The 25,712-nt window shown below is 71.7% G+C and carries 31 protein-coding genes; 16 read left to right on the top strand and 15 right to left on the bottom strand.

The genetic code is table 11. From position 1 onward, the window contains the following. The first annotated feature begins 45 nt into the window (after window positions 1-45). The gene (locus Aau02nite_RS01550) at window positions 46-1,479 is read left to right on the top strand and encodes a leucyl aminopeptidase family protein (protein ID WP_212986462.1); all 1,434 of its coding nucleotides are present in this window, start codon (window positions 46-48) and stop codon (window positions 1,477-1,479) included. 81 nt (window positions 1,480-1,560) lie between these two features. Here the strand turns inward: Aau02nite_RS01550 and Aau02nite_RS01545 are convergent, their stop codons facing one another. After that, window positions 1,561-2,169 carry an O-methyltransferase gene (locus Aau02nite_RS01545; protein ID WP_212986461.1) on the bottom strand — a complete coding sequence of 203 codons (609 nt, stop codon included), beginning with the start codon at window positions 2,167-2,169 and terminating at the stop codon, window positions 1,561-1,563. 260 nt (window positions 2,170-2,429) lie between these two features. Between Aau02nite_RS01545 and Aau02nite_RS01540 the strand changes: the two genes are divergently transcribed. Further along, the gene (locus Aau02nite_RS01540; RefSeq protein ID WP_246594813.1) at window positions 2,430-3,695 is read left to right on the top strand and encodes a S1C family serine protease; all 1,266 of its coding nucleotides are present in this window, start codon (window positions 2,430-2,432) and stop codon (window positions 3,693-3,695) included. A gap of 78 nt (window positions 3,696-3,773) precedes the next feature. Beyond that, on the top strand, window positions 3,774-4,214 hold the full coding sequence (locus Aau02nite_RS01535) for a twin-arginine translocase TatA/TatE family subunit (protein ID WP_212986460.1): 441 nt from the start codon (window positions 3,774-3,776) through the stop codon (window positions 4,212-4,214). Between the two features lie 3 nt (window positions 4,215-4,217). On the opposite strand, the gene Aau02nite_RS01530 is transcribed toward Aau02nite_RS01535, so the two are convergent. From Aau02nite_RS01530 to Aau02nite_RS01520, 3 genes are all read right to left on the bottom strand, one after another. Further along, window positions 4,218-5,366, bottom strand: a complete 1,149-nt coding sequence (locus tag Aau02nite_RS01530; protein ID WP_212986459.1) for an Mrp/NBP35 family ATP-binding protein — start codon at window positions 5,364-5,366, stop codon at window positions 4,218-4,220. A 62-nt stretch (window positions 5,367-5,428) separates the two neighbouring features. Beyond that, on the bottom strand, window positions 5,429-5,953 hold the full coding sequence (locus Aau02nite_RS01525; RefSeq protein WP_212986458.1) for a DUF1003 domain-containing protein: 525 nt from the start codon (window positions 5,951-5,953) through the stop codon (window positions 5,429-5,431). Further along, window positions 5,950-7,257: a magnesium transporter MgtE N-terminal domain-containing protein gene (locus Aau02nite_RS01520; protein WP_438841088.1), complete on the bottom strand. Its 1,308-nt coding sequence runs from the start codon at window positions 7,255-7,257 to the stop codon at window positions 5,950-5,952. The genes Aau02nite_RS01525 and Aau02nite_RS01520 overlap by 4 nt, the downstream gene beginning before the upstream one ends. A 33-nt stretch (window positions 7,258-7,290) precedes the next feature. Between Aau02nite_RS01520 and Aau02nite_RS01515 the strand changes: the two genes are divergently transcribed. Further along, a complete protein-coding gene (locus tag Aau02nite_RS01515; protein ID WP_212986456.1) occupies window positions 7,291-8,163 on the top strand; it encodes a PhzF family phenazine biosynthesis protein in 873 nt (290 codons plus the stop codon). 58 nt (window positions 8,164-8,221) lie between these two features. On the opposite strand, the gene Aau02nite_RS01510 is transcribed toward Aau02nite_RS01515, so the two are convergent. Both Aau02nite_RS01510 and Aau02nite_RS01505 read right to left on the bottom strand, forming a co-directional pair. Next, window positions 8,222-8,719 carry a hypothetical protein gene (locus Aau02nite_RS01510; protein WP_212986455.1) on the bottom strand — a complete coding sequence of 166 codons (498 nt, stop codon included), beginning with the start codon at window positions 8,717-8,719 and terminating at the stop codon, window positions 8,222-8,224. Between the two features lie 72 nt (window positions 8,720-8,791). Then, window positions 8,792-9,490 (bottom strand): HAD family hydrolase, encoded by a 699-nt coding sequence (locus tag Aau02nite_RS01505; RefSeq protein WP_212986454.1) that lies wholly within the window; start codon window positions 9,488-9,490, stop codon window positions 8,792-8,794. A gap of 125 nt (window positions 9,491-9,615) precedes the next feature. On the opposite strand from Aau02nite_RS01505, the gene Aau02nite_RS01500 reads away from it, so the two are divergent. Both Aau02nite_RS01500 and Aau02nite_RS01495 read left to right on the top strand, forming a co-directional pair. Next, window positions 9,616-10,557, top strand: coding sequence for a DMT family transporter (locus Aau02nite_RS01500; RefSeq protein ID WP_212986453.1), 942 nt, complete (start codon window positions 9,616-9,618; stop codon window positions 10,555-10,557). 64 nt (window positions 10,558-10,621) lie between these two features. Then, complete coding sequence (locus Aau02nite_RS01495; protein WP_212986452.1) at window positions 10,622-11,257, top strand: hypothetical protein; 636 nt, start codon at window positions 10,622-10,624, stop codon at window positions 11,255-11,257. A 4-nt stretch (window positions 11,258-11,261) separates the two neighbouring features. On the opposite strand, the gene Aau02nite_RS01490 is transcribed toward Aau02nite_RS01495, so the two are convergent. Further along, entirely contained in the window at window positions 11,262-11,753 is a 492-nt protein-coding gene (locus Aau02nite_RS01490) for a DUF4190 domain-containing protein (RefSeq protein ID WP_212986451.1), read from the bottom strand. A gap of 160 nt (window positions 11,754-11,913) precedes the next feature. Here Aau02nite_RS01490 and Aau02nite_RS01485 point away from each other — a divergent pair, with 160 nt between their 5' ends. Next, complete coding sequence (locus tag Aau02nite_RS01485; RefSeq protein ID WP_212986450.1) at window positions 11,914-12,861, top strand: SDR family NAD(P)-dependent oxidoreductase; 948 nt, start codon at window positions 11,914-11,916, stop codon at window positions 12,859-12,861. Window positions 12,862-12,906: 45 nt separating this feature from the next. Here the strand turns inward: Aau02nite_RS01485 and Aau02nite_RS47230 are convergent, their stop codons facing one another. From Aau02nite_RS47230 to trxA, 4 genes are all read right to left on the bottom strand, one after another. Then, the gene (locus Aau02nite_RS47230) at window positions 12,907-13,416 is read right to left on the bottom strand and encodes a DUF4190 domain-containing protein (RefSeq protein ID WP_212986449.1); all 510 of its coding nucleotides are present in this window, start codon (window positions 13,414-13,416) and stop codon (window positions 12,907-12,909) included. 89 nt (window positions 13,417-13,505) lie between these two features. Beyond that, a complete protein-coding gene (locus Aau02nite_RS01475) occupies window positions 13,506-13,913 on the bottom strand; it encodes a CoA-binding protein (RefSeq protein WP_212986448.1) in 408 nt (135 codons plus the stop codon). 28 nt (window positions 13,914-13,941) lie between these two features. Continuing rightward, window positions 13,942-15,930, bottom strand: coding sequence for an intein-containing Rv2578c family radical SAM protein (locus Aau02nite_RS01470; RefSeq protein WP_212986447.1), 1,989 nt, complete (start codon window positions 15,928-15,930; stop codon window positions 13,942-13,944). 126 nt (window positions 15,931-16,056) lie between these two features. Beyond that, window positions 16,057-16,419 (bottom strand): thioredoxin, encoded by a 363-nt coding sequence (gene trxA, locus Aau02nite_RS01465; RefSeq protein WP_212986446.1) that lies wholly within the window; start codon window positions 16,417-16,419, stop codon window positions 16,057-16,059. 464 nt (window positions 16,420-16,883) lie between these two features. Here trxA and Aau02nite_RS01460 point away from each other — a divergent pair, with 464 nt between their 5' ends. The 7 genes from Aau02nite_RS01460 to Aau02nite_RS01430 all read left to right on the top strand — a co-directional run bounded on the left by Aau02nite_RS01460 (window position 16,884) and on the right by Aau02nite_RS01430 (window position 22,009). After that, window positions 16,884-17,594 (top strand): TrmH family RNA methyltransferase, encoded by a 711-nt coding sequence (locus tag Aau02nite_RS01460; protein ID WP_246594811.1) that lies wholly within the window; start codon window positions 16,884-16,886, stop codon window positions 17,592-17,594. Between the two features lie 87 nt (window positions 17,595-17,681). Next, window positions 17,682-18,362: a DUF6758 family protein gene (locus Aau02nite_RS01455; protein ID WP_307857828.1), complete on the top strand. Its 681-nt coding sequence runs from the start codon at window positions 17,682-17,684 to the stop codon at window positions 18,360-18,362. Window positions 18,363-18,491: 129 nt separating this feature from the next. Then, entirely contained in the window at window positions 18,492-18,650 is a 159-nt protein-coding gene (locus Aau02nite_RS01450) for a hypothetical protein (RefSeq protein ID WP_015625668.1), read from the top strand. 9 nt (window positions 18,651-18,659) lie between these two features. After that, on the top strand, window positions 18,660-19,523 hold the full coding sequence (locus tag Aau02nite_RS01445) for a PH domain-containing protein (RefSeq protein ID WP_212986444.1): 864 nt from the start codon (window positions 18,660-18,662) through the stop codon (window positions 19,521-19,523). Between the two features lie 42 nt (window positions 19,524-19,565). Continuing rightward, entirely contained in the window at window positions 19,566-20,417 is an 852-nt protein-coding gene (locus tag Aau02nite_RS01440; RefSeq protein WP_212986443.1) for a PHP domain-containing protein, read from the top strand. A 51-nt stretch (window positions 20,418-20,468) separates the two neighbouring features. Then, window positions 20,469-21,086, top strand: coding sequence for a MarC family protein (locus tag Aau02nite_RS01435; RefSeq protein WP_212986442.1), 618 nt, complete (start codon window positions 20,469-20,471; stop codon window positions 21,084-21,086). A gap of 89 nt (window positions 21,087-21,175) precedes the next feature. Further along, on the top strand, window positions 21,176-22,009 hold the full coding sequence (locus Aau02nite_RS01430; RefSeq protein ID WP_212986507.1) for a RecB family exonuclease: 834 nt from the start codon (window positions 21,176-21,178) through the stop codon (window positions 22,007-22,009). Here Aau02nite_RS01430 and Aau02nite_RS01425 read toward each other — a convergent pair. Beyond that, window positions 22,001-22,861: an oxygenase MpaB family protein gene (locus Aau02nite_RS01425; RefSeq protein WP_212986441.1), complete on the bottom strand. Its 861-nt coding sequence runs from the start codon at window positions 22,859-22,861 to the stop codon at window positions 22,001-22,003. The genes Aau02nite_RS01430 and Aau02nite_RS01425 overlap by 9 nt on opposite strands. Before the next feature lie 39 nt (window positions 22,862-22,900). Continuing rightward, window positions 22,901-23,323 (bottom strand): Fur family transcriptional regulator, encoded by a 423-nt coding sequence (locus Aau02nite_RS01420; RefSeq protein ID WP_212986440.1) that lies wholly within the window; start codon window positions 23,321-23,323, stop codon window positions 22,901-22,903. A 205-nt stretch (window positions 23,324-23,528) separates the two neighbouring features. On the opposite strand from Aau02nite_RS01420, the gene Aau02nite_RS01415 reads away from it, so the two are divergent. After that, window positions 23,529-24,008 carry a DUF2231 domain-containing protein gene (locus tag Aau02nite_RS01415; protein WP_212986439.1) on the top strand — a complete coding sequence of 160 codons (480 nt, stop codon included), beginning with the start codon at window positions 23,529-23,531 and terminating at the stop codon, window positions 24,006-24,008. A 254-nt stretch (window positions 24,009-24,262) separates the two neighbouring features. On the opposite strand, the gene Aau02nite_RS01410 is transcribed toward Aau02nite_RS01415, so the two are convergent. After that, window positions 24,263-24,595: a translation initiation factor 2 gene (locus tag Aau02nite_RS01410; protein ID WP_212986438.1), complete on the bottom strand. Its 333-nt coding sequence runs from the start codon at window positions 24,593-24,595 to the stop codon at window positions 24,263-24,265. A gap of 56 nt (window positions 24,596-24,651) precedes the next feature. Here Aau02nite_RS01410 and Aau02nite_RS01405 point away from each other — a divergent pair, with 56 nt between their 5' ends. Then, a complete protein-coding gene (locus Aau02nite_RS01405) occupies window positions 24,652-24,834 on the top strand; it encodes a hypothetical protein (RefSeq protein WP_212986437.1) in 183 nt (60 codons plus the stop codon). Between the two features lies 1 nt (window position 24,835). Here the strand turns inward: Aau02nite_RS01405 and Aau02nite_RS01400 are convergent, their stop codons facing one another. After that, window positions 24,836-25,399, bottom strand: coding sequence for a hypothetical protein (locus Aau02nite_RS01400; protein WP_212986436.1), 564 nt, complete (start codon window positions 25,397-25,399; stop codon window positions 24,836-24,838). Window positions 25,400-25,712 lie beyond the last annotated feature (313 nt).

Raw genomic sequence — 25,712 nt, 5'->3', positions numbered from 1 at the left:
CCGTACCGGCGGGCTTTCCATGTCTTGCGGAAAGGTCATCCTCCAGTGTTCGCGATCAGGCTGACGTCCGGGCCCGCCGACGATTCCACCCGCGTGCTCGCGGTCGGTGCCGACGGCCTCCCGACCGCTGCCGACGCCGCGGACGCCGACCTGCAAGCCGAGGTCACCGCCCTGCTGAGCAGCGCGGATGACCCTGGACGACCCGGTGCGGTGCAGGTGCTGCCGCGCCCGACGCGGCGACCCGCGAGAGTCCTGCTGGCCGGGGTGGGCCGCGGTGACGAGGCCGGCTGGCGAGCCGCCGGCGCGGCGATCGCCCGGGCCGTCCGCGCCGAGGAGCCGGTGCAGATCCAGCTCGGCGCCGAGGTTCCCGCCGAGGCGCTGCGCGGGCTCGCCGAGGGCCTGTGGCTCGCCTCCTACCGCTTCCGGGAAGCCCCCACCGGCCCCCGGAGCGCAGAGATCACCATCCGGGTCGACGACCCCGGAAGCCTCGCCCAGAGCCTCGAAGTGGCCCGCGTGACGGCCGCCGCGACCTGGCTCGCCCGCGACCTCGCCAACATGCCGGCCTCGGTGAAGAGCCCGGCCTGGTTCGCCGCCCAGATCGTCGCCGAGGCGGCGACACGCCCGGGCCTCACCGCCACCGTCCGCGAGCCGGAGCAACTCGCCGCGGAGGGCTTCGGCGGCATCCTGGCCGTCGGCGGCGGCTCCGCGAGCCCGCCCCGGCTGCTAGAAGTGAGCTGGCAGCCGGCGGCCGCGTCCCGCCATGTGGTCCTCGTGGGCAAGGGAATCACCTTCGACACCGGCGGCATCTCGATCAAGAGCCGCGACGGCATGAAGCTGATGAAAAAGGACATGAGCGGCGCGGCCGCCGTCGTCGCGGCCATCCTGGGTGCCGCGGACCTGCACCTTCCGGTACGCATCACCGCGCTCACGCCACTGGCGGAGAACGCGATCAGCGGCTCGGCCTACCGGCCCGGCGACGTCATCACCCAGTACGACGGCACCACCACCGAGACCACCAACTCCGACGCCGAGGGCCGGCTGGTCCTCGCCGACGTCCTGGCCTACGCGGTCGCCGAGCTGCACCCGGACGTGGTGGTCGACCTGGCCACCCTGACCGGCGCCAACGCGGTCGCGCTGGGCAAGCGCACCGCAGCCCTCTACAGCCACGACGACGAGCTGGCCGCGGCGCTGACAGCCGCCGGAGCCGCCGCCGGCGAGGGGATGTGGCGCCTGCCGCTGCCCGGGGACTACCTGGAATATCTGCACAGCGACATCGCCGACCGGCACAGCTCACCGGCGCGCGGTGCCGGCTCGGTGGTGGCGGCGCTGTTCCTGAGCGAGTTCCTGGGCGACCGGCTGGACCGCTGGGCGCACCTCGACATGTCGGCCCCCAGCTGGGCCGAGGCCGACGACGGCGAGCTCACCAGCGGCGCCACCGGCTGGGGCGCCCGCACTTTGTTGCGCTGGTTGAGTTCATAGCCACGCCCCCGGTGCGGATTGCGCCCGACCTCAAGGGGCGCAATCCCGCCGAGCCGAAGGCGAGGCCATTAGACACAGCTCTCAGCGTTTGACGGCGGTCAGGAGGCCGCCGCCGGCCGGGATCAGGGCTGGGATCCATTCTTCGGACTCGCGGACGGCCTTGACCGTCTCGCGGATCGTGATCGTGTCGACGTCGCGGGCCGCCGGGTCGCTGATCCGGCCGCCGGCCAGGGCGCCGTTGACCACCAGGATCCCGCCGCGGCGCAGCAGCCGCAGCGCGGCGTCGGCGCAGGCGCCGAATTCGGTGGCGTCCGCGTCCACGAAGACCAGGTCGTAGACGCCGTCGGCCAGGCGGGGCAGCACGTCCAGCGCGCGGCCGGTGATGATCCTGGTCCGGGACGCGGCGAAGCCCGCCTCCTGGAAGATCCGGCGGGCGATGCGCTGGTGCTCGTTCTCCACGTCGATCGTGGTCAGGACGCCGTCGGTGCGCATGCCCCGGAGCAGCCAGACGCCGCTCACGCCCGTACCGGTGCCGATCTCGACGACCGCCTTGGCGCTGCCCGCCGCGGCGAGCACGCTCAGCACGGACCCCGCGCCGGGCGAGACGGCCGCCAGGCCGACCTCGTGGGCGAGGCTGCGGGCGGTCTGCAGGACGATGTCCTCGGCGGCGTAGGCCTCGGCGAACTGCACCGACTGCGCGGTCGGGGCGCCGAACGATCGGGCTGCGGTGACGATGACGACCTCCGTCTGGAGCGGGGATGCGCGGTCCGGAACCGGTGCACATCGGGTATGAGCGTAGAGCGATGCTCACCCTTCGCGCACCGGGACTTCGGCGGCGCAAAGCGGCGGGGCCGGACCCGCGGTCCCACTGACCGGATGATCTCCACCGATCCGTGTCATCCTGGATGCCGGAGCCCGGCGCTCCGGTACCGACCAGGGGAGGCACCGACGTGACCGACGGCTGGAACTGGCGCCAGCCTCAACCGCCGCCGTCCGCCGCGCCTGGAGCGTCGGCGGGGTCGCCGTGGTGGTCCGACGCATTGACCGATCCGTGGCGCGATCCGTACGCACCGTCGGCGGTGGTCGTGCCCACCGCCCCGGTGAGCACCGGCCCGCAGCCCGAGCCCGTCGTCGATCCGGACGCGCCGCGCCGGTCGATGACCCCCGTACTGCTCATCTGCCTGGTCACCGCCCTGCTGGCCGGCGGCCTCGGCGGCACTCTGGGCTTCGTCTTCGCCACCCGCAGCGGGGTCGGCGGCGGCACCCAGCTCGGCGGCACGCCGCTGGCGGCCCCGTCGGCAGCCCAGCGGGCGCCCGACTCGCTGGCCGGCGTGGCCAAGCAGATGCTACCGAGCGTGGTCACCGTCCGGGTCACCGGAGCGATCGGCTCGGGCTTCGTGATCTCCCCGAACGGCTACGTGGTGACCAACGACCATGTCGTCGAGGGGGCCAACGACTCCCTGTCGGTGTCCTTCAGCGACGGGTCCACCGCGTCGGCGACAGTGGTCGGCCGGGACCCGGAATCGGACATCGCCGTGATCAAAGTCGCAAAGAAGAGTGTGACGGCTGTCTCACTTGGCGACTCCGACTCCATTGCCGTCGGTGATCCCGTGCTCGCATTCGGTTCACCGCTGGCTCTGGTGAACACAGTGACCTCCGGCATCGTGAGCGCGCTGGACCGCACCATCCAGGCCGGCGAGCCGGGCGGCACCGTCCGCTACTACGCCGCCATCCAGACCGACGCGGCGGTCAACCAGGGCAACTCCGGCGGCCCGCTGGTCGACGGGGCCGGCCGGGTGGTCGGCATGAACTCGGTGATCCGGTCAGTGGGCGGCAGCGACACCGAGGCCGGCAACATCGGCCTGGCCTTCGCCATCCCCATCAACCAGGCCATGCGGGTCGCCCGCGAGATCATCGACCACGGCAAGGCTCGTCGCACGGTGATCGGGGCCGAGGTCTCCACCGGCGGCACGTCCGGCTCCGCAGGCTCGTCCGGAGCCCGGCTGCGCTCGGTTCAGCCCACCGGTCCGGCCGCCACGGCCGGGCTGAAGTCCGGTGACGTGATCACCAAGATGAACGGTCACCTGCTGGAGGACGGCACCGACCTGATCGCCCTGGTCCGCAAGTACGCCCCGGAGTCGGTCGTCGCGGTCGAATACCGGCGCGGCACCAAGACCCAGACGGCCTCCGTGACGCTGGCGGCCGACGCGAAGTGAACCGCCTCATGGGCGGGCAGCGCAGGCAAGGAGTGCGTGCGTACTCTTGCTCAGGTACGCGACGAGGGAGGTCCGCGCGTGTTCGAGAACCTCAACTGGTGGGAGATCGGCGCCCTGCTGATGCTCGCGCTGCTGATCTTCGGTGAGCGCCTGCCCAAGGTGATCGGCGACGGTCTGCGGATGCTGCGCGGCCTGCGGGCGATGGCCCAGAACGCCACCACCGACCTGAGCCGTGAGCTGGGCACCGACATCCAGCTGCAGGACCTGCACCCGAAGGCCTTCATCCGCAAGCATCTGCTGAGCGAGGACGACGAGCAGGCGATCCGCAAGCCGCTGCAGGGCCTGTTCGACGACGTCAAGAACGACCTGAACGGCGTGAAGTCGGACCTGGACGAGGTCGCCTCCGCGGCGGACCTCAAGGCGCACCGCGACGACGTCAGCTCCACCGCGAACAGCAACGGCGCCGCGGTGGAGAAGTCCACCCCGGCGCCGCGCAGATTCGATCTGGACGCTACGTAAGCCCTACTTGCGGGCGTTGACCAGCAGACCGAGCGGCTTGCCGACCAGCGACTCACGCCGGATGGCGAGCCGGTCCGCGACCGCGTCCAGGGCCTTGGCCGCCGGTGCCTCCGGGTCGGCCAGCACGACCGGCGTGCCGGCGTCGCCCGCCTCGCGGACCCGGGTGTCCAGCGGGATCTGACCCAGCAGCGGCACCGAGGCGCCCATCGTCCTGGTCAGCGAGTCGGCCACGGTCTGGCCGCCACCGGCGCCGAAGACCTCCATGCGGGTGCCGTCGGGCAGCTCGAGCCAGGACATGTTCTCCACCACGCCGACGAGCCGCTGGTGGGTCTGCAGCGCGATCGCCCCGGCCCGCTCGGCGACCTCGGCGGCGGCCGTCTGCGGCGTGGTGACGACCAGGATCTCGGCGTTGGGCAGCAGCTGGGCCAGCGAGATGGCCACATCACCGGTGCCCGGCGGCAGGTCCAGCAGCAGCACGTCCAGGTCGCCCCAGAAGACGTCCGCGAGGAACTGCTGCAGGGCCCGGTGCAGCATCGGCCCGCGCCACACCACGGCGGCATTGCCCGAGGTGAACATGCCGATCGAGATGACCTTCACGCCGTGCGACTGCGGCGGCATGATCATGTCCTCGACGCGGGTGGGCCGGCCCTCGACCCCGAGCATGCGGGGCACCGAGTGGCCGTAGATGTCGGCGTCGACCACGCCGACCGACAGGCCGCGCCTGGCCAGGGCGGCCGCCAGGTTGACCGTGACGCTGGACTTGCCGACACCACCCTTGCCGCTGGCCACCGCGTACACCCGGGTCTTGGAACCCGGCTGGGCGAACGGGATGACCGGCTCGGCCGTCTCGCCGCCACCGCGCAGCGTGGCCTGCAGGGACTTGCGCTGCTCCTCGGTCATGACGCCGAAGTCGATCTCCACGGTGGTGATCCCGGGGATCGTGGTGACCGCGGCGGTGATGTCGTTGGTGAGCTTGTCGCGCAGCGGGCAACCGGCGACGGTGAGCAGCAGCTCGACCTTCACACCGGACCCGGCGACGGTGAAGCCCTTGACCATGCCGAGCTCGGTGATCGGGCGGCGGATCTCGGGATCGTCGACGGTGGCGAGGGCCGCCTGGATCGCGTCCTCGATGGTGGGGGCTGGTGCGGACATGACGACCATGCTACGTCGGTCTCAGACATCGAATTTGCCTGGGTTTTCCGCCGCGGGTCGGCTCAGTTCCGTTCCTCCTCCCACTCCTTACGTTCCAGCTTCTGCCGGCGGTGGGCCGCCTCGTCGAGTTCGTCGGCGAGCCGGGCCAGCTCGGAGCGCAGGAAGTCGCGGGTCGTGACCTCGCCGACGGCGATCCGCAGCGAGGCGATCTCGCGGGCCAGGTACTCGGTGTCGGCCTTCTGCATGGCCGCGCGCCGGCGGTCCTCCTCCATCGTCAGGCGGTCCCGGTCGGCCTGGCGGTTCTGCGCCAGCAGGATGAGCGGCGCGGCGTAGGACGCCTGCAAGGACAGGATCAGAGTCAGGAACGTGAACGTGTACGGGTCGAAGCGCAGATCCTTGGGCGCCAGGGTGTTCCAGGCGAACCAGGCCGCGATGATGATCGTCATGTAGACGATGAACTTCGCGGTGCCCATGTACCGGGCGATGCTCTCCGACCAGCGTCCGAAGGCCTCCGGGTCGAAGCGGGGCAGGCGTACCCGGCCCGGCTCGATCGGCTGGTCCAGCCGGTCCCGGCGCGGCTCGGTCATGAGCCCATCTCCGTCCGGGCCTGGCGCAGCAGCGCGTCGGCCTCGTCCCGGGCGTCCTGGGCGTCGCGGTCACGCCAGTCGCGGGGCAGCGAGTGGTCCAGCACGTCGTCCACGGTCACCGCCCCGACCAGCCGGTACGCGCTGTCGACCACCGGCATCGCCACCATGTCGTAGGTCGCCATCCGCCGGGTGATCTCGGTGAGATTCGTCTCGGGCTGCAAAGGATCTATGTCCGTCTCGATGAGCCCGCCCAGGATCGACGAGGGCGGCTCGCGCAGCAGCCGCTGGAAATGGACCATGCCGAGGTACTTCCCGCTCGGCGTCGCCGACGGTGCCCGCGCCACGAAGACCTGCGCGGCGACGACGGGGGACAGCTCCGGCTCGCGGATCCGGGCCAGCGCCTCGGCCACCGTGGTGTCCGGGGTCAGGATCACCGGCTCCGAGGTCATCACCGAGCCGGCGGTGCCGGGGGTGTAGCTCATCAGCTGCCGGACCGGGGCCGCCTCTTCCGGCTCCATCAGGTCGAGCAGGACCGCCTGTTCCGCCTTGGGCAGCTCGGCCAGCAGGTCCGCGGCGTCGTCCGGGTCCATCCGTTCCAGGACGTCGGCGGCGCGTTCGCGGTCCAGCTGGATCAGGATCTCCACCTGGTCGTGCTCGGGCAGCTCCTCGAGCACGTCGGCCAGCGTCCGGTCGCTCAGCGCCGCGGCGACCTCGTTGCGCCGCGCGTCGGCCAGGTCCTGCAGGGCGTTGGCCATGTCCGCGGGCCGCATCTGCTCCAGCAGCGCCACCAGATTGGACGTGCCCTGGGTGTCGGTCGGCCCGACCAGGCCGCGGATCCGGTCGTACTCCACCTGGTACGTGTGCCCGCGCCGGGCCAGCCGGCCGGTGTGCTGGCGGACGGCGACCCGGGTGATCAGCCACTCGTTGTTGCGGTTGAGCTCCATGCCCAGGTCGACGACCGTGCCGGTGGTGCCGGGACCCTGCCGGTCCTCGGGCTCGACCGTGACCCGCCGGTCCAGCACCTCTTCGAGCACCAGCAGCTCGTTGGGCCGCTTCTCGAACCGGCGGAGGTTGAGCATGCCGGTGCTGAGCACCACGGCCTCGGCGTCCATCGAGGTCACCCGGCCGATCGGCAGGAAGATCCGGCGGCGCAGCGCCATCTCGGCGACGAGACCGACGACCTGCGGCGGCCGGTTGGTGGTGCGCAACCGCAGTACGGCGTCGCGTACCCGGCCCACCCGGTCGCCGTTGGGGTCGAAAACGGGCAGCGCCGCGAGCCGCGCCAGATAAACCCTGCTCCCCATGGTCACCGCACCAGCCTAAGTTAGCGTCGAACCATGTCTACCGTGGCGTACGAGATCGTCGACGTGTTCACCGACCGCCCTTTCGCCGGAAACCCGCTGGCCGTCGTCTTCGGCGCCGAGTCCCTGGCCGGTGACCAGATGCAGACACTGGCCCGGGAGTTCAACCTTTCGGAGACCGTCTTCGTGCTGCCGTCGGCCGCCGGGGCGACGTACCGGGCGCGGATCTTCACCCCGGAGACGGAACTGCCGTTCGCGGGCCACCCGAGTGTCGGGGCCGCGGTGGTCTCGGTCCGGCGGGGCCTGGCGCAGCCGGGACAGGTCGTCCAGGAGTGCGGCGCGGGGATGCTGCCGATCACAGTGGGCTCGGATGTGGCCACGCTGACCGGTGGCAAGCCGACGCTGGGTGCCCCGCTGCCGGTCCGGGACCTGCTGGATCTGGTGGGCCTGACGGCGGAGGACTTCGCCGGGGAGGCGGCGGGGCCCGCGGCGGCCGGCTGCGGGCTGGAATTCGTGATCCTGCCGGTTCGCCGTGAAGCGCTGGCCCGCGCGTGGGCCGATCCGGCGCGGGCCCGCGCGCTGGGCGTGACGGGTATCAGCGTCTTCGCCTGGGAGGCGGCCGAGCGGACGGCGTACGTGCGGGTCTTCTGCCCGGGGGTGTCGGTGCCGGAGGACCCGGCGACCGGCTCGGCGGCCCTGGGCCTGGGCGTGTGGCTGGTGGGACAGGGCTGGCTGCCCGGGGAGGGGACGACGTCGTACACCGTGCACCAGGGCATCGAGATGCACCGGCCTTCGCTGCTGGAGTGCACGGTGACGGCAGCGGACGGCGCCGCCACGGTGGCCACGGTGTCCGGCCACGTGGTCCCGGTGGCCCAGGGCGAGATCGCAGTGCCGCCGTTCATCGGCTGACCTGCTTGGTTTCCGGCTCTTGTCGCATGCAGCCGGCAGGGTGGGTCGCGCGGTCCGGCTACGGCTTGCGTTTGCGGACGCGGTGCAGGCGGAACGGGCGGCGGACCTTGACGCGGGCCGGGGTCTCGCGTGGGGGCTCGGCCTGCGAGGCGGTCGGCAGGTGGGGGGCCGCGATCGGCTCGTCCACCGGCGTCAGGCGCAGGACCGCGCAATCGGATTCGGCCCAGCGGGCCACCAGCTGCTCGGCGGTGCCGGTGGCGTTGAGGCGCTTGCCGGCCAGCTGCGGGGCGATCTCGGTCCACTCGTCGCTGCCCGGTGTGAGCCGCTCGACCTGCGCTTCGACGATCACGATCAGGCCGCCGTTGTCGCCGCGCAGGCGCACCGAGGCGCGGGTCGCCTCGGCCAGGCCGGGCGCGGCCTGCTCGCCGGGGCCGCAGACCAGGAGGAGGGCGCCGTCGAGCGGCATGACCCACAGGCCCAGGGAAGGGCCGCCGGGCGCCTCGATCCAGGCGATGCCGGCCTTCTTGATGGCCTCAGCCACGAGCTCGGTCGTCACCCGGTCATCCTCGCACGCGGCCCGGCCGGGACCGGGCCGCGTGGGCGAGCCGATAATGCATCCTGCATGGGCTCAGGCCAGCGCGGGTACGGGATCCAGCAGATCCAGCACGGCGGTCAGCGACGGCACGCTCAGGCCGGCGAAGTCCTCGTCCGCGTCGAACACCAGATGGTCGGCCAGGTCGGGCGCGGCCAGCCGGACGGCGGTCATGCCGACGGCGGCGGCGCCGGTGAGCTCGTGGCTGCCGCCGTCACCGACGTAGAGGCAGTCCTCGGGGGCCACCCGCATCCGCCGGCAGGCTTCCAGGTAGATCAGCGGGTCCGGCTTGCACCGGCCGACCTCGACGGAGAAGACGTTGACGTCGAGCAGCGGGGCGATCGGCATGCTCGGCAGGAAGGCGGGCAGTTCGTGGGTGCAGTCGCTGATCAGGGCGGTCCGCAGGCCGCGCTGTTTGACGGCGCGGAGAACGCTCTCCGCGTCGGCCCGCAGCCGGGTGTCGGCCTTCAGTGCGTCGACCCGGGCCGGCACCGCGGCCTGCAGCTGGGCGGCGCGCGGCCGGCCACCGGCCTGCTCGGTGACCCACCGCAGGGTGGCCTCGGCGGACCCGAGATCACCCCGGGCCCGGATCTGGAACGTACGATCCAGGACGCTCAGCACCGCGTCGGGATCACAGCCCAGCGCCCGAGCGATGTCGGCGTGCTGGGGTCCCCTCCGCACGGAACGGGTCAGCGTGCCGAAAAAGTCGAACACGACCGCTTGGAACGCGGGCATCGAAAACCACTCTCCTGAGGGATTGACGGAAATGCATCGGCGGCGAGCGTAACGACTGCCTCACTTTCCGTTCAACTCAGGTCGACAAACTGTATGCATACAGACGCACAAAGCGACGGCGAGGGATGAATATGCAGTCACCCCGCGAACGGCCCTCCTGGCTGACCGGGGCGGCGCTGGCCGTGGCGGTGCTCGCGGTCTCGACCTCGGCCCCGCTGATCGCCTTCGTGGCGGCTCCGGCGCTGGCCGTGGCGTTCTGGCGCAACGGGCTGGCCTTCGCGGCGCTGACCCCGATCGCGGCCGGTCCGCGCCGGGCCGAGCTGGGGACGCTGCGCAGCCGTACCGGGATGTTCGCCGTCCTCGCCGGCGTCGCCCTGGCCCTGCACTTCGCGACCTGGATGCCCAGCGTGCAGCTCGGTTCCGTGGCGACGGCCACGGCGCTGGTCGCGACCCAGCCGGTGTGGCAGGGCCTGATCGCGGCGGCGCAGGGCCGGCGCCCGTCGACGGCCGGCTGGGTCGGTATCGGCCTGGCCGTCGCCGGCACGGTCTGGGCCACCGGCCTGGACATCGGCGTGTCGGCGCAAGCCGTCTTCGCGGACGTCCTGGCCCTGATCGGCGCGATCGCCGCGGCGATCTACACGGCGTTGGGGGAACGCGCGCGGGCCCGGCTGAGCACCACGACGTACACGTGGGTCTGCTACGGCACCTGCGCCGCGATCCTGCTCGTGGTGTGCCTGGCGGCCGGGGTGGATCTGCACGGCTACGACGGCCGCACCTGGGCGGCGATCCTGGCCCTCGTGGTGGGGGCGCAGCTGCTGGGCCACTCGATGTTCAACTACGCGCTCGAACACACCACGGCCACCAGGGTCAGCGTGCTGATCCTGCTCGAGGTGCCGGGGGCCGCCCTGCTGGCCTGGATCTGGCTGGGGCAGACGCCGCGGCTCCTGGCGCTGCCGGGGCTGGCGCTGCTGGTGCTCGGGGTGGCCGTGGTGGTCCTCGGTGGCAGCCGGGAGCGGCGCCGCGCCACCGCGTCGCTGGCCGACGCGGCGGATCCCACCCCGCGCTGACACCCCGTTCCTCTCGTTGAACCTTGGCGAACTACCGCCCCGCGCGGTAGAGAGGTGGGATGAGATGCGCCGCTGTCGATATCGACTCTGCTGTCTGCTGCTCGGGGCGGTGCTCGTGACCAGCTCGTGCGGTGAGCCCGAGGTGCCCGAGGAGGGCCTCACCGGGGGCTGGACCACGGCCGGGTGCGAGTTCTCCCGCCGGCCCGCGACCGTGACGATGGGCGGGCGGATCCTGCCGGCGACGCCCCCGGCGCTGGAGGCCGCGATGGCCCGCATCGATGCCGGTGGCCGGGCCGACCACGCCGGCAGCTACGCCGGGCTCGAGGTCGACCAGGAGCGGGTACGCGCGATCGTCTACCGGGTGCCGTCGGCCGCGTTCGACGACTTCATCCGGCTCAGCGCGGAGGACACCTGCATCGTGGTCCGGGACGCGGCGCACAGCCTGGCCGAGCTGGCCGGCTGGAACGACCGGATCGTCGCCGACCTCGACGCCTGGCAGGCGAACGGCGTGCGCATCTCCAGCGTCGCGGCCCGCCACGACGGCGTGGGCGTGGAGATCGGCACCCGCGACGTCGAGCGGGCGCGCAGCGCGATGCCGCAGCGCTACGGCCGCTCGGCGCCGCTGATCTTCGTCGAGCAGGGCCCGGTGATCCCGCTGGGCGAGCCGGGAGTGCCGACCGCGCCGCAGCCGGGCGGCTGAGCCGTCAATAGGTGGAGCCGGAGTCCGCCACCAGGACCGACACGAAGATCGCGACGAGCACCGCCGCGAGGCCGGCGACGACCCACCCGACGATGATCCCGGCCAGCGCCAGGCCGGCACCGCCCGCACCCGTGGCGCGGATCCGGCGCCGGGCGACATGACCCAGGATCGCGCCGACGATGCCGAGCAGCCCGCCGATCCCCCACAGGCACAGCCCCGCCACCCCGGCGCAGGACACGACCAGCGACGCGATCGCCAGACCCTCGGTGGGCCGGGCCTGCGGGTAGGGATGACCCGGATGGGCGTACGGGCTGCCGGGGTTGCCGTAGTCGTAACCCGGCGCGGGCGGGAACCCGTACCCCTGGACCGGGGGCGCGGGATGGTCGTAGCCGTACTGCTGCGGGTTGGCCGGCAGCGGCGGCTGGTACGCCTGGATGGGCGGATCCGGCGGCGGTGGATAGATGCCGTCCGGTCCGGGCGGTGGTGGATACGTCATGACTTCCTCCGTCCGGCGTTGCCCTCGCGCTCGTCAGGATAGGGGGCGTTGTCACGGCGTCGCGCACGCCGTGTGCCTGCTTGTGCGCGGTGCGAGGTTGCCGCGCGCCACGGTTGGTCCGATGTTTGCCCCGGCCCGCGGGAGCGGGCAGGATCGCCGCATGGTCTTCGACGCCCGCACCGCCAGCGGCAGCCGCTCGAGGCGGGACGCCACCCGCCCGGCGGCCGGCCGCCGGCCCCGGTCTGCCGCGCCCAGTTCCGAGCCTGAGCAGGACCTGGGGCCCGATCCGGTCGCCGAGTCCGGCCACGCCCAGGACGACCCTGTGACCGAGCCCGAGGAGGGTCCCGTGACACTGCGGCTGGACGGAAAGGTCGCCCTGGTCACCGGGGCCGGCAGCCCGGACGGCATCGGGTACGCGACCGCCCGCCGGCTGCGCGACCTCGGTGCCCGGGTGGCGATCGTGTCGACCACGCGGCGCATCCACGAGCGCGCGTCCGAGCTGGGCGTCACCGGCTTCGTGGCCGATCTCACCGACGAGGCCGAGGTCGGTGCGCTCGCCGACGCGGTCGTCGACCAGCTCGGCGACGTCGAGGTGCTGGTCAACAACGCGGGCCTGGCCAGCCGGACCAGCCCCGAGGTGCTGCGCCCGGTCGCCCAGCTCACCTATGACGAGTGGCGCGCCGAGATCGACCGGAACCTGAGCACCGCGTTCCTGTGCAGCCGCGCGTTCGTGGGCGGCATGTCGGAGCAGGGCTGGGGCCGGATCGTGAACCTGGCGGCGACGGCGGGCCCGATCAACGCGCTCCCGACCGAGGCCGCGTACGCCGCGGCGAAGTCGGGCGTCGTCGGCCTGACCCGGGCGCTGGCGATGGAGCTGGTGGCCGACGGCATCAACGTCAACTGTGTGGCGCCGGGCACGATCTACACGGCCGCGTCCACCGTCACAGAGATCAAGCAGGGCCTCGGCACCCCGATCGGCCGCCCGGGCACCCCGGACGAGGTGGCGGCGGCGATCGCCTTCCTGTGCTCGCCCGCGGCGTCGTACATCACCGGGCAGATGCTCGTGGTCGACGGCGGCAACAGCGTGCGCGAGGCCGAGTTCCGCTGAGCCGTACCCGCCCGGTGGACCGCTGTCCACCGGGCGGGCCGTACGTCAGTAGGTGCTGCTGCCGGACGAGCCGATCGCGAAGATCGCCACGACGATGTAGAAGGCGCAGAGCAGCACGTAGATGCTGGTGAAGATGTAACCCAGCCAGAGGCCGGCGGTGGCCAGGCCCTCGCCGGACTCGCCGGTCTGCCGGATCTGCTTCTTGGCGACGTGGCCCATGACGATCGCGGCCGGCGCGAACACGAAGGCGAAGACCAGAGCCAGGATGGCCATGGTGTTGGTCGGCGCCTGCGGGGTGTAGGGCTGCTGCGCGTACGGCTGGCCGTAGCCGGGCTGCTGCTGCCCGTACTGCTGCTGGCCGTAGGGCTGTCCGCTGGACGGGGCACCGTAGGGCGGCTGCTGCCCGTACGGCTGTCCGCTGGACGGCGCGCCACTGGCAGGAGCCGCATAGGGGTCCTGCGAGTAGGGCGACGCGGGGTCGTAACCCGGCTGCTGCCCGTAGGGCTGCTGGGGCTGATATGGATCCGGCGTACCACCGGGCGGCGGGTAAGTCATCAGAGGTCCTCCTCGTTCACCCCGGCACGGTACTAGTCGAGGCGTAGTCAGGGGGACCCGACGCAGGGTATCCGGCCTGCCGGCCGAGCTCAGGGCAACTTACTGAGCTGACCGACGGCCCGTTCGACGGCCAGGCAGCGGTCCTCGACGTAGTCGATGCCGGCCTCGGTGGCGATCCGGCGCGCCTCGGCGGAGACGATGCCGGTCTGCAACCAGACAGCGGGCGCCTTGATCGCCACGGCCTGCCGAACGATCTCCAGGGCGTCGGCGGCGGGCCGGAAGATGTCGACGAGATCGACGGGCTCGTCCAGATCGGCGAGCGTGGGCACGGTGCGCACCCCGAACACCTCGTCGACGAACGGGTTGACCGGAATGATCCGCCACCCGTACCGGAGCATCTGCAAGGGCACGGTATGCGACGGCTTCCGCGGATCCCGCGAGGCTCCGACCACGGCAATGACGTCCGCCTCGGCCAAGATCTGCTGTGCGCTCCTCATCCCCCGACTCTATCCACGCGCGATCGGGTCACAGCAGGGTCAGTTGCTGAGGTTCGGATTCGCGGGTGGTGGTGCCCTCGCGTGCGTTGTCGGTGACGTCGGTGTCCGCGTACGCCGTTGCCGGTACCCCGTTGGTGCCTGCCGCCCGCGCCTCGCCCAGCCCCGCCCGGTACAGCCCGTGGCGGCGGGCTGCCATCCGGACCCGGGCGCCGATCTCCTTCTGGAAGGACTGCGGTGCGTACGAGCCGGCCCGGAACAGTTCGCGATAGCGCGGCGCCAGCTCCGGGTGCTCGCGGGTGAGCCAGGCCGCGTACCACTCGCGGGCGCCCGGGCGCAGGTGGAGCGTCAGCGGGGAGACACTGGCCGCGCCGGAGGCGGCGATGGCCGAGACCGTTTCCTCGATGGACTCGTCCGAGTCGGTCAGGCCCGGCAGGATCGGGGCCATCAGGACGCCCACCGAGAAGCCGGCGTCGGTCAGGCGGGCCACGGCGTCGAGGCGGCGGCGGGGGCTCGGGGTGCCCGACTCGACCGCGCGCCACATCCGTTCGTCGACGAAGCCGATCGACATCGACAGGCTGACGTCCGTGACCGTGGCCGCCTGTCGCAGCAGCTCCAGGTCCCGCAGGATCAGGGTGCCCTTGGTCAGGATGGAGAACGGGTTGGCGAAGTCGCGCAGGGCGGTCAGGATCGGCGGCATCAGCTGGTACCGGCCCTCGGCCCGCTGGTAGACGTCCACGTTGGTGCCCATGGCGATGGGGGCGCCGGACCATCGCGGGGCGGCCAGCTCGCGGCGCACCAGCTCGCCCGCGTTGACCTTGACGACCACCTTGGAGTCGAAGTCGTGGCCGGCGTCCAGGTCGAGATACGTGTGCGTGTTACGGGCGAAGCAGTTGTGGCTCACCACGCCGTCGGCGATGAAATCGCCCGTGCCGGTGGTGATGTCGTAGAGCGGCAGGGTCAGGCCGAGATCCTCGATGTCGGCCACGGTCAGCTGGGGCTCGCTGCGCACGCCGACCCCGGCCGCGTCCAGCGGTGCCGCGCTGACCCCGGTCAGGTGCCGGAAGCGCAGGGCGGCCCACAGGTCCCGGGCGACCTCGACGGAGTAGACCTCGCCGAGCTGCGGGTGGGGCGGGCGGCGGCTGGGCAGGCCCAGGTGGGTCAGGGCGTCCGTGATGCGGTCCAGGAAGCCCTGGTCGCGGCTGGTGAAGACGACGGCCAGCCGGTCCGCGTAGCCGGTCGCGCCGAACGCGCCGGCCAGGAAGCCGCGGTACCACCCGCCGGACGGGAGCTCCGGCCAGCGCAGCGCCACGTGCATCGGGATGTCTTCGAGATAGGAGTCCGCGCGGATCCAGGCGTCGCTCTCCCGCGCGCCGGCCGGGGCGCCGGCGTCGCCGCGGACCAGCCCGCAGAGGTAGCCGGTGCGGTAGTCGGGGGACTCCTTCGGCGCGTCGGCGAAACGCCCCACGCCGGACAGCCGGTCGCCCACCGCCAGGGCCGGGAGGCCGGCCTCGGCCGGGCTGACGTGCCGCCAGCCGCGGTCGGTGAGGAACCGGTGGTCCCCGCTGGACACCAGGCGGGTGCCGTCGGCCAGGGTGACCCGGAAGGCCGGCTTGCTGATGGTCCAGTGGTCGAGCACCGTGGTCGGCACGTAACGCCGGTGCGGCCCGGCCCCCATCGTGCCCAGCACCGCGTCGCCGACCTGCACCTGCGACAGCGGGCGGGTCGAACCGTCGGCGAGCAGGATGGGCGTGTCGCCGCTCAGGCAGTAGGAGCAGGCGTGCGAGCAGCCCCGGTACGGATTGATGGTCCACTCGAAGGGCACCCGCGACGCACCGGGCACCCTGTTGATCAGGGACTTGGCCCGGATCTCGTAGAACGTCATACCGGCGAACCCGGGCGTGTCGAAGGTGCGGACGGTCGCGCCGGGCAGCGCCAGCGGCAGGGGTGGAGCCGCCGGCGCTGCCCTGTCCGGGAGCGAGTCGTCGCCGGCCGGGGCCGACAGGTGTGACCATCGCATGGCGAAGATTCGAACACATGTTCGATCCACTGTCTACCCGGACCGGCGAGCCGTACCGGAAAGAGGTCGGCCCGACGCGGAAGCGCCGCGGACCCGATGGGTCCGCGGCGCCGGTGACCTCGCGGGTCAGTGGTTGTGCGCGGCCAGCTGCTTGCGCACGTCGTCCATGTCCAGCTTCTCGACCTGCTCGATCAGGGACTCCAGCGCGGACTCGGGGAGGGCGCCGGGCTGCGAGAAGACGATGACGCCGTCGCGCACTGCCATGATCGTCGGGATCGAGCGGATGTCGAACTTCGCGGCCAGCTCCTGCTGGGCCTCGGTGTCGACCTTGCCGAAGGTGATCTCGGTGTGCTTCTCCGAGGAGCGCTCGTACGTGGGCGCGAAGCGGACGCAGGGCCCGCACCAGCTGGCCCAGAAGTCGACCAGGACGATGCCGTCCTTGCCGGTCACCTCGTCGAAATTCTCTGTGGTCAGCGCAACGGTCGCCATGATCTCTCCGTCCACGGGAAAAAGGCCACGGGAAATTGGCCTACGTGCGGTCCAACCTGCTCCAGGTCCCTCTGATTCCCGTCGCCGGCGCCGGTGACACGTGGTCTGGGGCACCTTTTGCGACCGCGGTGTGGACCTTGGGCTACCCAGCGTAACCCAAAGTAGGGAGAGCGCTCTCAGTTGTGAACAACCCGGTGTCGTCCAGTTTGCGCATCAAGCTGCCTCGATAGGTGGTCCGGACGTGCTCTATCGCAGCCCGATAACGACGAGGTAACCACCGAAGGTAATAGGTAACAAAGTTAAATGTGACGTGGGTCACTGTTGGGAATCCTTCACATGGATACGGAGGGTAAGGCAAACTCTTCCTCAACAGAGCGTGGGCGGCGGGTGCCGGGGAGGGCCCCGCCGCTCATTGCGTCTCCCCCCAGGTGCGGCCCGCGGGCCCCTGGTTAGCCTCCTGCACCATGACCGCCGATGAGTCCTCGACGCCGGTTGGCCCGGTCCGGTCCACCGGCCCGGCTGAGCCCGTGAGCCAGGCCGGGCCCGACGCGCCGGCGGAGCCCGAGCTCGAGGTCGGGGTCGGTCCCTGGCCCGGCGAGTGGCCCCGGGACCATCATTACGACCCCGAGCTGCTCGCGCAGGGCGATCGGCGCAATGTCGTCGACCGGTACCGCTACTGGCGCCGGGAGGCCATCGTGGCCGACCTCGATCTGCGCCGGCACGGCTTCCACGTGGCGATCGAGAACTGGCAGCACGACTTCAACATCGGCACGGTGGTGCGCAACGCCAACGCCTTCCTCGCCGCGGAGGTCCACATCGTCGGCCTGCGGCGGTGGAACCGGCGGGGCGCCATGGTCACCGATCGCTATCAGCACGTGCGGCACCACCCGACGATCGAGGAGTTCGCCGCCTGGGCCGCGGCCGCGGGGCTGCCGATCATCGGCATCGACAATCTGCCGGGCTCGCGGGCGATGGAGACGGTCACCCTGCCACGGGAGTGCGTCCTGATCTTCGGCCAGGAGGGACCCGGGCTCTCCGACGCCGCCCGCGCCGCGTGCAGCGCGTTGTTCTCGATCGCCCAGTACGGCTCCACGCGCTCGATCAACGCCGGCGTGGCGAGCGGCATCGCGATGCATTCCTGGGTGCGCGCCCACGCGGGTCCCCCGCCCGGGTGATCGTCGCCGGCCGCGGGCGGGCGAACGGGTCGGCCCGGTTCTGCCGATTCGCTTGACGGCGACCCTGCCGGGCCCCACCTTAAGAGGGTGGGTGTCACAGTGAGTTGCCCCCGTTGTGCTGCGCAGGTCCGGCCGCCGGACCTGATGCACAGTGATTGGCGCTGCGACGACTGTGGCGACGTCGCTCCCTTCCACGTCGCGGAGCACATCAGCTCCGAGATCCTCGACAGTGTGCGGCTCCGGACCGCGCCCACGATCGACCACATGCCGCTGTGGTGCCCGTGGCCGTTGCCGCCCGGCTGGATGGTCACCGGTGTCGGCTGGGCGGGCGACGATCGTGCCGGCGTCCGCGCGACCGCTCTGTCCTGCAGCGGCCCGGACCCGCTCGGCGGTGGCCCGGCCGACCTCGTGCTGATCGCCGAGCAGCCCGGCGTGGGTCTGGGGACGCGTTTCGCCGGCATCCCCGGTATCGACCCCGGGCACCTGGTCACCGAGGCGCTGGGCGAGTGTGACCGGGGTGGACACGCCGGTCCGCATGCCAAGATCAAGGTCGGCGGGCATCCCACTCCACTGTGGTGTGTGAAGTCTCCGGAAGATCGCAGCGCCTATGTGAGTGAAGCCAAAGGAATGTGGCTCTATGCGGTAGCGTGGCCGGCAAGCGCGGGCTACTTCCTGGCCGAGCATGTCGTCCTGCACGACCTGTCCGACGGGGTGCCGCCCGAGCTCGTGTACGGAGCGCCGAGCCCGTACCTGCACGGCAAGGCCTGAACTCGAAGGCCTGACCTGCGGGAACGCCATCGGCTTTTCGGGCACAATGTTCACAGAGCGCAGTTGAACTGATACCGTGAGTGTTGCCGCGGCGATGACCGTCACCCGCAACGGAGGAGAAGGCCCGCCATGATCAAGAAGGTTCTCACCTGGCTTGGCATCGCATTCTTGATCTTCTTCATCGCCTTCAACCCGAACTCGGCCGCCGCGGTGTTCGAGTCCCTGGGCGACACCATCGGGGACATCGCCCGTGGTTTCGGAACGTTCTTCACCAACCTCGTCGCTTAACATCACCTGATGGGTCCTGGCGAGCCGCGGCAACCTGAAGACGAGGGTGCGCGCCGCCCTCGCGACGACGACGACACCTTCGGCTACAACGATCCGGCGTTCGACGACGACGGTCCCGAGTATCGCCGGGGCGTGGCCTCCGCCGGTCCCGGCTATTCACCCGACACCGGCTATTCGCCGAGCGCGGGCTACGCGAGCGACCCGCGCGACGAGGAGTACCGGGACCCGGGGGAGTACGACGCCCCGGTCTTCACCGAGGAAGAGCTCCAGGGCCTCGCCGGTGACGGCTCCGGTGTCCCGGGTGGACCCCGGCGGGTGCTGCCGCTGGAGGACGAGCCGACCACACTGGTCTCCCGCTATCTCTTCCCGACCGAGCGCTACCGCGGCGAGTGGAAGCGGCACTGGATCCATCTGTCCACTCCGCTGCTGGTCGGCATCGGTTCGACCCTGCTGCTCGGCTACCTCGCCGGCTTCCTGACCCGTCAGGAGATCGACGGCCTGGTCACCGCGGCCGTGCTGATCTGGCTGGGCGTGATGGGCTGGGTCGCCTGGAAGGTCGGCGACTGGTATTTCGACCGCTTCATCCTGACCAACAAGCGGGTCATGGTGGTCAACGGCATCATCACCCGCAAGGTCGCCATGATGCCGCTGCTGCGGGTCACCGACATGAAGTACGAGCAGTCCGCCCTGGGCCGCATGCTCAGCTACGGCACGTTCGTGCTGGAGTCGGCCGGCCAGGACCAGGCGCTGCGCGAGGTCAAGCACCTGCCCAACCCGAACGAGCTGTATCTGCGCGTCGTCGAGGAGATGTACGAGCCGCAGGCGGTCGAGGCCCGGTTGGGCAAGGACGGTGACTCGGGCGACGACGCCTGACGCTCCGCAGGATCCGTGGCGGCCACCCGGTAGCGTCGCCGGGTGACCAGAATCGACCTGCACTGCCATTCGACCGCCAGCGACGGCACGCTGACCCCGGCCGAACTGGTGGCCGCGGGCGCCCGGGCCGGCCTGGACGTGATGGCCATCACGGATCACGACACCACGGGTGGCTGGGCGGCGGCCGAGGCGGCGCGCCCGGCGGGTCTGGCTCTGGTCCGCGGCGCCGAGCTCTCCTGCCGGTGGTACGGCGTGGAGCCGGCGATCCCGCTGCACCTGCTGGCATACCTGTTCGATCCGCACCACCCGGTGCTGGCCGCCGACCTGATCCGGCTGCGCACCGATCGTGAGCAGCGCGCCGAGCGGATCGTCGAGCTGCTCCGCGCGGACGGTGTGGACATCACCTGGTCCGAGGTCAGCGGGTACGCGGCCGGCGGTTCGGTGGGGCGCCCGCACATCGCCCAGGCGCTGATCCGGGCCGGGCTGGTCGGCACCACGAGCGAGGCCTTCGCCTCCCGGTGGCTGGGCGCGCGCTACTTCGTACCCAAAGCGGATCTTGATGTTTTCGAGGCCGTGCGGACCGTCCGGGCCGCCGGCGGAGTGCCGGTCTTCGCCCATCCGAACGCAACCGTGCGCGGCCGGATCGTACCGGACAAGCTGATCGTCGAGCTCGCCGCGGCCGGTCTGTTCGGCCTGGAGGCCGACCACGAGGACCACACGGTCGCGCAGCGCGCGCACGTGCGCGCGCTGGCCGGGGAGCTCGGCCTGGTCGTCACCGGCTCGTCGGACTTCCACGGCACGCACAAGACGGTCCAGCTGGGTGCCTTCACCACCGACCCTTCGGCGTACGAGCAGATCGTCGCCGCCGCGACCGGCGTCCCCGTGGTGGGGTGACGGTCGCCGCAGTTCAGGGCATCGGTGAGCACGGGAGCCTAGGTTGATCCCGTGAATCTGAAGTTGTTCGGCGAGGTCTTCGTGACCCTCCTGGTGATCGTCGACCCGCCGGGCATGGTGCCGGTGTTCCTGGCCCTGACGGGCGCGATGCCCGCCAAGGAGCGCACCCGGGCCGGCACGCAGGCGGTGCTGCTGGCGCTCGGCGTGATCGTGATCTTCGCCGTCGCCGGCCAGACGCTGCTCGACTACCTGCACGTCCAGCTGCCGGCGTTGCAGGGTGCCGGCGGCCTGCTGCTGATCCTGGTCGCGTTGCAGCTGCTGACCGGCAAGACCGACGAGCCGTCCGCGCAGGGGGGCACCACCAACGTGGCGCTGGTGCCGCTGGGCACGCCGCTGCTGGCGGGACCGGGTGCGATCGTCGCGACCATGCTGTTCGTGCAGCGGGCGGACGGGCTGAACGACTACACCGTGATCGGCCTCGCCATCCTCGCGGTCATGATGACGGTCTGGCTGGTGCTGCGCTTCTCCGGCGGCATCGTCAAGCTGCTGCGCCCCGGCGGCATCGAGGTGCTCACCCGCATCGCCGGCCTGCTGCTGGCGGCCATCGCGGTGCAGCTCATCGCGGACGCGGTGGCGGCCTTCGTAGAGTTGTACACCGCCGCGGCCTGATTCTTGTCGCAGGGTGCTGGCAGGATTACCGGGTGCCCAGGACTTCCCCCCGATCGGCCGCGGTGCCCGAGCAGTTGGGCTTCGCCGGCATGCCCGAGCGGCTCTTCGTCTGCACGCCGAGCAAGCTCGGCTCGTATGCGGACTGCCCCCGGCGTTACCGCTACACCTATGTCGACCGCCCGTCCCCGCAGAAGGGGCCGCCCTGGGCGCACAACTCCCTGGGCGCGAGCGTGCACACGGCCCTGAAGAACTGGTATGCCGTGCCCCCGGACAAGCGGGTCCGCGAGTCGCTGCCGACCCTGCTCAAGTCGACCTGGGTCCGCGAGGGCTACCGCGACGTCGAGCAGGAGCGGATCGCGTACCGCAAGTCCCTCGACTGGCTCGACACTTATGTGGCCGGCCTCGATCCGCTGGACGAGCCGCTGGGCGTGGAGCGGGTGGTGGCGACCAAGACGGCGGTGCTGGCCTTCAACGGCCGGGCCGACCGCATCGACTCCCGGCCGGGCGAGCAGGGGCCGGAGGCGGTCATCGTCGACTACAAGACCGGCCGGTCCGGGCTGGACGCCGACGACGCCCGCGGATCACAGGCGCTGGCGCTCTATGCGTACGCGGCGCAGCGGGTGTTCCGCCGGCCGTGCCACCGGGTCGAGCTGCACCACCTGCCGACGGGCACGGTCGCGGTGCACGAGCACACCGAGGAGTCCCTGGCCCGGCAGGTGGCGCGGGCGGAGGACACCGCCCGCGACATCATCGCGGCGGAGAAGGCGGTGGCGGCCGGGGCCGATCCCGACGCCGAGTTCCCCACCAATCCGGGCAGCCTGTGCGGCTGGTGCGACTTCCGGCGTACGTGCCCGGCCGGGCAGCAGGTCGCGGCCAAGGAGCCGTGGTCCGCGGTCGAGCACCTCGAACGGGCGTCAGGCTAGGCCGACCCGTTCCAGCGCCGCGCGGCGTTGCGGAGCCATCTTGTACTGCTCCGGGACGGTGGCCAGGACGCCGGCGAGCAGCAGACGCAGGCCGCGCACCGAGAGGTCGGCGGACAGGTCCGTGGTGGGCAGGCCCAGGCCGCCGTACATCTTGCGGGCCCAGGCCGGCAGCAGGGCGACTGCCGTGCCCGCGACGCCGAAGTAGGCCCAGCGGGCCGGTCCGAGGTTCAGGCCGAGCCGCAGCGCGCGGTTGCCCCAGAAATCGGGCAGTGGCGGCACGGTGAGGAAGAGTGCCGTCTCGGCGGCCTCGCGGGTGATGCCCAGCTGCGGGCGCATCTCCTCGTAGTAGGCCGCCACCTCGGCTGCCGTGCCCGGGACGGTCGCCGGGTCCAGGCCCACCAGCTCGGCCGCCTTGAGCTGCTCGGTGTAGTAGCCGTCGACCTCCTCGTCGGTGAGCTTCAGGCCGGCGCGGCGGGCGGTGGACAGGAACGACTCCACCTCGGCGACGTGCACCCAGCGCAGCAGCTCCGGCTCGTCGATGCGGAACCGCTCGCCGGTGCGCGGGTCGGTCGCGGTCATCCGGGAGTGCATGCGCCTGATCCGGCTCGCGACCCGTTCCACCTCGTCGGTGCTGCCGTAGAGCACCGTGCCGACGTACTCCGAGGTCCGGTTGAAGCGACCCCAGGGATCCGCCTTGTAGCCCGAGTTCTGCGCGACGGCCGCCACCGCTCGTGGGTGCAGCGCCTGCAGGTAGAGGGAGCGGAGGCCGCCCATGGTCACGATCGGTTCGTTGTGCACTTTCCACGTGACCGAATCCGGGCCGAAGAGTCCGATGTCCGGGCTGCTGTCCATGCCTCCAGCGTGCCACGCAAAAGGCGAAGTTGAACAGGTTCAGACAGAACGTTCCGGCCGGCAGGCGGGGCACAGGCCCCAGAAGGTGAGCTCGGCCTCGTCGACCTCGAAGCCGTGGCTGACGTTCGGGCCGAGGCAGGGCCGCTCGCCGATGGCGCAGTCGACGTCCTCGATCGTGCCGCAGCTGCGGCAGACGACGTGATGGTGGTTGTCGCCGACCCGGGCCTCGAACCGCGCGGGGCTGCCGGCCGGCTCGATCCGCCGGGCCAGCCCGGCCCGCGACAGGGCGCCGAGCACGTCGTAGACGGCCTGGGTGGACACCGAGTCGAGGCGGTCGCGCACCTGGCGGGTGATCTCCTCGACCTCGAGGTGGCCCCCCTGGGTCAGCACGTCGAGCACCGCCACCCGGGGCCGCGTGACCCGCAACCCGGTCGCCCGCAGGAGTTGCTCACCCTTCGCCATCACACCATGACAGCACGGGAGGCGCCCGTACTCAACCGGTTCATCTGCCGGGGCGGGTAGCGATTCATGTTTTCTGGACACCGGGGCCCGCCGGCGTGAACCGGAATGGTCCACTGCGCGTAGGCGCACACAGGGGGGATGTTTGCGTCGTCAGATAGTTTCGGTCTGGCGGGCCGGATCCCGTGCGACAAAAGAGGAGGTGACCGTGTTCGATCAGATCAACGGCTTGCCCGTACACGCTCTCGTGATCCACGCGGCGGTGGTCTTCGTGCCGTTGCTGGCGCTGGCGGCCATCGTGTACGGGGTGGTGCCCCGCTGGCGGTCCCGGGTCGGCTGGGCTGCGGTGCTGCTCGCGGTCGCCGCGCCGGTGACGTCGTGGGTGGCGACGCGGTCGGGTGGCGCGCTGCGCGACCGGATGGTGGCTGACGGCCTGAGCGGTCCGCCACTGGCGAAGATCGACGACCACATGGGGTACGGCGACCTGACGTTCTACTTCTCGCTGGGCCTCGGCGTCGTAACGCTGATCATGGTCTACCTGACCCTGCGCCGCACCGATCGCCCACTACCCCGCGCGGCGGACCTGGGACTCACAGTGATCATGGTGGCGCTCGCGGCGGTTTCCGGCTATTACGTGTTCATGACCGGGGATTCCGGGGCTCAGGCAGTGTGGGGCTCGGGGTCCTGACGGGTCTGCCGCTCCGGCCGCCATGTGGGGTGGTGGCCGGGGCGGTGCCCGCTCTTCGGCACGACCCCGTCTTTCGACTGACCTGGCCTTCGGCCGGCCCGGTCTCGGCTTCTCTCTGCCCTGGCGCGGCCCGGTCTTGCTCAGCCCATCCCTGCCATGCCCGGCACCGCCCGGCTACCCGGCCCGGCTGTCCCCGGCCAAGCCCGGCCCTGGCCCGGGCTGCCCGGCCGTGTCGGCTCGGCCGGTCTCCCGGCTCAGAAGAGGACGCGGGCGCAGAGCAGGCACATCAGGATCAGAGCGATCGCGCCGACGACCAGGCCGATGCCGTAGGTCACCGTGCGGGCCGAGCCCTCGGACTCGTCGAGGGCGTCCATGTTCTGCGCCGGCATCGTGCGCGGTGGCGGGGGCTGCTGCACCACCGGTGGTTGCCAGTGCGGTGATGGTGGTGGGGTGCGGGGCGGGCCTTGGTAGGTGGGGGTGGGATCGGGCGCCGGGATCGGGCGGCCGGCGCCGAAGGGCTCCGGCTCGGCGTCCGGGCGCTGCCAATATGCGTCGTCGTCGGAACCGGTCGGGGCGCTCACGCTCATCGACGCTACATCCCTCGGGTACCGACAGCGCGCGCGACGCGGCTTACCCTCTTACCGTGGACATCTTGGACGAGCCTGAACGTGATGCCGACGCGGAGCGCACCGTCGACTTCGAGCCCGAGGAGACGCCGCTGCTGCCCGAGCAGACCCGCGATGACACCGAGCGCGGCTGGGGCGTCAGCGTCGACGACTCGAATGACGATCGCCTGCTCGAGGACCGGCCGCCGCACTGGGGCTGAGCTACCCGTCCGGGCGGATGAGAACGGCGTAGCCACCACCGGGCGCGGTGACGGTCCGCCGGGCTTCGGCGGGCGTCAGTGCGAGGAGCAGGCCGCCGCTGGTCGGATCGTCGGCTCCGGTGACATCGAGCACCAGAGCCGCCGTGGCGATGGCCTGTGGGCTCTCGCCGGCGACGGGCACTCGGAAGACGTCGACGTGGTCACCGGGGTGGATGAGCCCTAGGGCGGTGGGCTCGGCCAGCCGGATCGGCACGCCGATCGAGCCCGGGGGCACGGCGATCGAGCCTCCGGGCCCGGCGGACCCGCCGGGGGCCGCGGTGACGCCCGGTGGAAGGTCGGCCTGGCTACGTGGCGGCGCGCTTTCCGCGATCTCGGCCGGGCGACATCCGCTGACGCTCACGGCGCGTGGCTGAGAACGGTCGGCCACGCCGGGCTCCGGACCGTCGGCCGGTCCGGGCTCCGGCTCGCCGGCGGCATCGGACTCGAGGGCAGAGGCGGTGGCCGGCTTGGCCAGGCGCAGATGAGAGCCGCGGGCGAGGGCTGGCTTGGCGTCATCAGCGGTCACCAGGATCAGGCCGTCGGCCGGGTCGGGCTGCGCATCGGCAGGTGTGCCGGCTCGTGGGCCATAGGGCGGGACCGACCTCGGACCATCGACGACGCTCGGCTTGAGATCGACGGTCGTGCCGGGCGGGGAAGGAAGGCTCGCGCACGGCGCGCAGTCAGCCCGGCCAGGCTCGCAACCGCCAGGCCCTGTCCACATCACCGCCGCCGCCGTCGCGATCAGGCCGGCTACGACCGCCGATCGGAGCAGTGCCGACCGTCCCGGCCGGCGCCAACGGACCGGGTCCAGCCGGGGTTCCCGGCGGGCTCTGCCGCGC

Source organism: Actinoplanes auranticolor (genome assembly GCF_018332655.1).
GTDB lineage: Bacteria > Actinomycetota > Actinomycetes > Mycobacteriales > Micromonosporaceae > Actinoplanes > Actinoplanes auranticolor.
Note: the sequence above shows the minus strand (reverse complement) of the source record. Positions and strands in the feature narration are given on the sequence as shown.